Below are 5,178 nucleotides of genomic sequence, written 5' to 3' on the forward strand. Positions count from 1 at the left end.
GCCACGAGCGCCACCGTTGCGATGCCGGCGAACGCGCTGGCCAGGGCGTTGCGCCGCAGGAACTTGGCGAAGCGATAGGCGAGGGACGGGCCGCGGGCGGTCACCGGTTCGTTCGCGAGATGCCGCATGATGTCCTGGCGCAGGCTGTCCACGGACGCGTAGCGCTCGTTCGGGTCCTTAGCAGTGGCCTTGAGCACGATGGTGTCGAGGTCTCCGCGCAGCGCGCGGGCGAGGGGCCGATTGGCCACCCGCTGGCTCGGCGCGCGTAACGGTTGCACGCAGACCTGCTGCACGAGATCCGACAAGCTGAGCCCTGGGTCGTAGGCGGCATTGCCGGTGAGCAGTTCGTAGAGCAGCACGCCCAGGGAGTAGACGTCGGCGAGGGTGGTGGCGGTGGCGCCGCGCAGCAGCTCCGGGGCGGCGTAGCGCGGGGTCATCAGCGCACCGCCTTCCTCCGTGAGATCGCCTCGCTCCCCGCCGTCGAGGGCCTTGGCGATTCCGAAGTCGAGGAGCTTGGGGTGGCCCGCTGCGGTCACGAGGACGTTGCTGGGCTTGAGATCGCGATGGACGACCAGCGAGCGATGGGCATAGCTGACGGCATCGCACACGCGTGTGAACAAGCGCAGGCGTTCGCTCAGCGTCGCGCCCTGCTCACGGCACCAGACGTCGAGGGGAACGCCGTCGACGTACTCCATCACCAGGTAGGGCGTGTCATCGCTGGCGAAGCCGCCGTCGATGAGGCGGGCGATCTGCGGGTGTTCGAGGCGCGCAAGCAGCGCCTGCTCGTTGGCGAAACGGGCGGCCGCCTGGGCGTCGGCCGCCCCTACGCGGAGGGTCTTGAGCGCCACCTGCTGGCGGAACTGACCGTCGTCGCGCTGCGCCTTGTACACCGTGCCCATGCCACCCCGCCCCACCTGGGACAGGATCTTCCAGGGCCCAAGGCGGGCGCCGATCATGGGGGAGACGGCCGCTTCCACCCGCCGGGTGAGGTCGTGGTAGAAGCCCTTGCTGGCCTCGGAGGCGCGCAGCAGCGAGTGCACTTCGCGCGCGAGCGCTGCGTTGCCAGCGCAGGCCTCAGCCACGAAGCCCTCCCACATGTCCCGTGGCTGCGTGAGCGCTTCCTGGAAGATGGCTTGCAGGCGGGATAGGTCGTCGCTCATGGGCCCACCCGCTCGCTGCGGCCGGTGAACTCGCGGTAGAGCCAGGCGGTGGCGAAGGCCCAATCGCGCTTCGCCGTGGTGCGGGAGATGGAGAGGGCGTTTGCCGTCTCGGCGAGGGTCAGGCCCGCAAAGACGTGGCATTCCACCACCCGCGCGCAGCGCGCCTCGATCTCGGCCAGACGCGTGAGGCCGTCGTCGAGGGCGAGGATGTCGTTGAGGGTGACCGAGTCGGCGAGCAGCTCCACGTCCACTGCTGCGTGCTCAGTCTTGCCGCCGCGCTTCTCGCACGTGGCCTGGCGCGCGTAGCTCACCAGGATGTGGCGCATCGCCCGTGCCGCGGTGGCGAAGAAGTGCAAGCGATTCTCGAAGGGCGAGCGTCGCTTGGCGAGCTTCAAGTACGCCTCGTGCACGATCGCTGTGGTGTTCAAGGTCTCGTTGCCCACCCATTGACGACGTTGGGCGTGGGCGAGCTTGCGTAGCTCTTCGTAGATCTCGCCGCAGCGCTCGGCGGCGCTGCGCTCCTCGCCGCTGTTCATCAGCGCCAGCAGCGGCATTGGGGTGTCGTAGGTGCTCTCCATCGGCGTGCGGTGTGCATGGCATCGCTCCTCGGGCGTTTGTGTGACGTCGGTGCTTCCCTCCCTGCATACGCGAGCGCGTGGCTACGGGGACCATTGTTGAAGCGTGGTCCCTTTTCCTTCGCGTTGCGTACGTAGGGGTGAGCAGACGCACAGGACCCAAGCCCATGCCATCACTCCCCGTCCTCCTTAGCTGTCGACCAAGCGACCGGTTGATCCATCCAACGCCGGCCGCGGCAGGGCTCGCCTGCTTCGCGGTCGGCTTCCTGTTCTACGCCATCGCTCGGCCGCCGACGGTGGCGTTGATGCCGTCGATGCCTTGGCTGGCGGTTTATCTACCACCGCAGGCAATGACGGGGAGCTTGCCGAGCTTTCTCCACGTGCTCGCCCTCTGCCTGCTGTCCGCATCGGTGAGTGCACCTTCGCGGCGGAGCATGCGGGCGGTGTGCCTGGCATGGGCCCTGGGTGCCATCGCCCTCGAGCTAGGGCAGCTCGAAGGCGTCGCCGCGTGGCTGGCGGGCGGCGCCTGGCCAGCAGCGTTGGGCACTGGCCGCTTCGATCCCTGGGACGTTGCCGCGGTCGTCCTCGGCGCCGCGATGGCCTACGCCTGGCTCACCCCCCACTTCCCACTCTTCCCACGAGGACAGTCATGAACACAACTACAAAAACTGTAGGTCGCTGGGTGCGACCCTGGCTCCGCGCAGCCGTCGTCCTGCTCGGGGTGGTCTCCGCCCTGGGCAGCGCCGAGTTCGGCAACAATAACGATGACAACAACGAAGAGCCGGCTCGGAGCGTCATCACCCTGAGCAGCGATACGGCATCGGTCTCCCTCGAGGAGGGGCAGCAGACGGTGTGGAACACCAAGGCCGAGGTGACCACCGAGGAGCGGCTCACCAGCGTGACCTACGAGGCGATGCCGGACGATGACCTGGCGGCCTACGTCGAGGTGACCTTCGTCGAGAACGACGAGGAGGCGCTCGATGTGAGTTGGACCCTGCAGCTCGATCCCCGGGTGGCGCCTGGGGTGTACGAGGTGGACGTGAGGAGCACCTTGCGCAGCAACACCGGCGCGAACATCGCCTCCTCGGGCGTGAGCATGATGCTCACCATCCTCCCGCCCGACCGAGGTGAGCCCGCGCCGAGTGCCGTGGACGTGCTAGCCGCATCGGACTTCTCCCTCGCCTTGCTCGAGGATGGCACCGTGTGGAGCTGGGGCACGAACCGCGACGGTCAGCTCGCTGAGAATGGTCGTCTCGATGTCTACGGCGACGGCATCGATCGCTACGTGCCCGGACCGATCGAAGGACTCCGGGACGTCGTGGCCATGGCGGCCGGTGGTTTGATAGTCAATCAGGCCGGCAAAGACGGCCACGTGTTGGCGCTGCTCGCCGACGGCACGGTGGTGGGCTGGGGTGCCAACGAGGACGGTCAGATCGGTGGCGGCGAGCTGACGGTGTTGCACCAACCGGTAACCATAGGTGGCGTGACAGGGGTGATCGCGGTGGAAGCCGGCTGGGGCTTCTCCCTAGCGCTGCTGGAGGACGGCACGGTGCTCGCGTGGGGGCGGAACCACCGTGGCCAGCTGGGCGATGGCACCACCGAGTCCCGCTCTCAGCCGGCCCCGGTCATCGGATTGCCGCCGATACGCGCGTTGGCGGCGGGCGAAGATCACACGGTGGCTCTTGCGGAGGACGGCAGCGTCTGGGGTTGGGGCACCGGGGTGAACGGCGCTGCCGGCGGCGACCTGTGCTGCCCGGACGCGCAGCCCGTGCCCGTGCGCGTGCAAGGCGTTGATGGGGCAGTCGGCGTGCGGGCGACGGCTTCCGGTTCTTTGGCACTGATGGCGGATGGGCGGGTGCTTGCCTGGGGGGCGGGATTCGCCGTCAATGGCGGCGCGTTGGATCCCGTGCGCCCAATCGATGCGTTCAGCGTGCCCGAGGTGTTTGGGTCGTCCGACGGCGTTCACCTGATTGCCATCGATGGTGGCGAGGCGCTCGCATGGGGCTTCAACCGCGAGGGCCAGCTTGGCGATGGCAGCGTGGAGAGTCGCTCGGAAGTGCGCGCGGTGCCCGGCCTGTCCCAGGGCATTTCCGCCGTGTCCGCGGGGGGCGATCACAGCCTTGCCTTGGCGCGTTCGGGTGATTGCGGGTTTCTGTGGTCGTGGGGCAACAACACCTTCGGCCAGCTCGGCGACGGCGCTCAGACGCACGAGCGTTTCCAGTTCCAGGGTAGCTGGAGTTCCAACAACGTCGGCTCCCGTGCGCGTCCGCACCTGGTACGCGGGATAGGGGAGCAGGATTGCTCGGCGCTGGCAGTGATCATCGATGGTGAAGGTACGGTCACCAGCGATGGGGGCGAACTGCGCTGCGATACGCCGATCTGCAGTGGCGTCTTCGCGCCGGGTGAGCTCGTCACCCTGACGGCACAGCCTGCGCCCCTGATGCGGGTCGATGCTTGGGGCGGCGATTGCGAGGGCGTGCCGCCGGGCGGCGACGCAACACAGGTGCAGGTGCTCGCCGACCGGCACCAGACCTGCACGGTCAGCTTCGTGCTCGATGCCGACGCGAACCCACCGCCCACTGCCGCCTTCACGGTCACGCCGAACGTGCCGGAGGTCAATCAGGCCGTCGCGTTGGATGCGAGCGCCAGCACGGATGACAGCGCCATCGTCAGCTACGAGTGGGACTTCGAGGACGACGGCACCTTCGACACCACGGGCGTCACCGCGACGACGGCCTACACCGAGGTGGGCACCTTCTCGATTCGTCTGCGCGTGACCGACGATGACGGGCTCGCCGATGAGACCACCGAAGCGGTCACCGTCATCGCGCCGGGGAGCTTCTTCAGCCTCACGGTGAACTTCACCGGCGTCGGCGAGGGGACGGTGGAGATCACTCCCCTCGGCATCGTGCTACCCGATCCCCAGTATTGCGTGGAGGACACCTGCACCGTGGATCTGCTGCCCAACGCGGGCGTGTTCGACTTGATCCCGAGGGCGGAGGGACTGAACTTCTTCATCGGCTGGGTGGACGAGCAGTGCGACTCGCAGAACTTCTTCACCGGCGCCTGCACCGTGGTGATGACCGGCGACCGGACGGTGACGGCTGAGTTCTTGAGCGAGTGAAGTTGCCGTAACGTGGACGCCGCTGGACCTCCGCCCAGCAGCGTCACTCGGGGCTAGCGGTTACGTCGAGGGCTGGCGCTTGGCGCGCAGTCCATCGACCACTTCCGCGAGATCGTGAACCTGCGGATCGTGCGGCAGGTAGCTGACGCGGATAGCATCGCCCACGGCGTAGCCGGACCCACCCACTTCGCCCGTGTAGCGATTGCCCTTCCGGTCGAAGTACTCGAAGGTGGAGTAGGTGCGCAGGTGTTCGCCGGAGCGATCGCGGCGGACGTCGGTGATCTTGCCGGTGGTGGTGACACCTTCGGGCACAAGCTCA

The 5,178-nt window shown here is 67.7% G+C and carries 5 protein-coding genes; 2 read left to right on the forward strand and 3 right to left on the reverse strand.

Annotation, left to right across the window (positions count from 1 at the left end; genetic code table 11):
• On the reverse strand, positions 1-1,160 hold a 1,160-nt coding region (locus AAF184_24585), incomplete at its 3' end, for a serine/threonine-protein kinase (GenBank protein MEO0425534.1).
• Positions 1,157-1,738, reverse strand: a complete 582-nt coding sequence (locus AAF184_24590; GenBank protein ID MEO0425535.1) for an ECF-type sigma factor — start codon at positions 1,736-1,738, stop codon at positions 1,157-1,159. The genes AAF184_24590 and AAF184_24585, both read right to left, overlap by 4 nt.
• A 164-nt stretch (positions 1,739-1,902) precedes the next feature.
• On the opposite strand from AAF184_24590, the gene AAF184_24595 reads away from it, so the two are divergent.
• The gene (locus AAF184_24595; protein ID MEO0425536.1) at positions 1,903-2,388 is read left to right on the forward strand and encodes a hypothetical protein; all 486 of its coding nucleotides are present in this window, start codon (positions 1,903-1,905) and stop codon (positions 2,386-2,388) included.
• Positions 2,385-4,859 carry a PKD domain-containing protein gene (locus AAF184_24600; GenBank protein ID MEO0425537.1) on the forward strand — a complete coding sequence of 825 codons (2,475 nt, stop codon included), beginning with the start codon at positions 2,385-2,387 and terminating at the stop codon, positions 4,857-4,859. The genes AAF184_24595 and AAF184_24600 overlap by 4 nt, the downstream gene beginning before the upstream one ends.
• A gap of 60 nt (positions 4,860-4,919) precedes the next feature.
• On the opposite strand, the gene AAF184_24605 is transcribed toward AAF184_24600, so the two are convergent.
• Positions 4,920-5,178: DUF3592 domain-containing protein (locus tag AAF184_24605; GenBank protein MEO0425538.1), on the reverse strand; the 259-nt coding region annotated here is incomplete at its 5' end.

Source organism: Pseudomonadota bacterium (genome assembly GCA_039815145.1).
GTDB lineage: Bacteria > Pseudomonadota > Gammaproteobacteria > Steroidobacterales > JBCBZW01 > JBCBZW01.